This window comes from Serratia sp. 22278 (assembly GCF_052045405.1).
Taxonomy (GTDB): Bacteria; Pseudomonadota; Gammaproteobacteria; order Enterobacterales; family Enterobacteriaceae; genus Serratia; species Serratia marcescens.
The window spans coordinates 1-416 of record NZ_JBQEOW010000038.1 but is presented as its reverse complement, the minus strand read 5'-3'; the positions used below and the strand labels follow the sequence as shown (position 1 = coordinate 416).

Below are 416 nucleotides of genomic sequence, written 5' to 3'. Positions count from 1 at the left end.
AAGGCCCTGGCGTAGGCGGCGAACTTGTCGTTCCAGGCCGCTTCCTTGGCCTGACCGGCTTCTTTGGCGTCCCACTGGGCGTAGATGTCCTGCGGGATTTCAAAGGCGGCGTATTTCCAGCCCAGTGCTTCGCGGGTGGCGGCCACTTCGGCGGCGCCCAGCGCAGCGCCGTGCACGTCATGGGTGCCGGCCTTGTTCGGCGAACCGAAGCCGATAACGGTCTTGCACATCAGCAGCGACGGCTTGTCGGTCACCTTGCGGGCTTCTTCAATCGCGGCCTTGATGGCGTCCGGGTTGTGGCCGTCGACGTTGCGCACCACGTGCCAGCCGTAGGCTTCAAAACGCAGGGCGGTGTCGTCGGTGAACCAGCCGTCGACGTGGCCGTCGATGGAGATGCCGTTGTCATCGTAGAAGGC

At 64.7% G+C, this 416-nt stretch carries 1 pseudogene; it reads right to left on the bottom strand.

What is annotated here, in order from left to right:
* Positions 1–416, bottom strand: a pseudogene (locus tag ACTJJ6_RS23600) (transketolase); the annotation flags it as partial.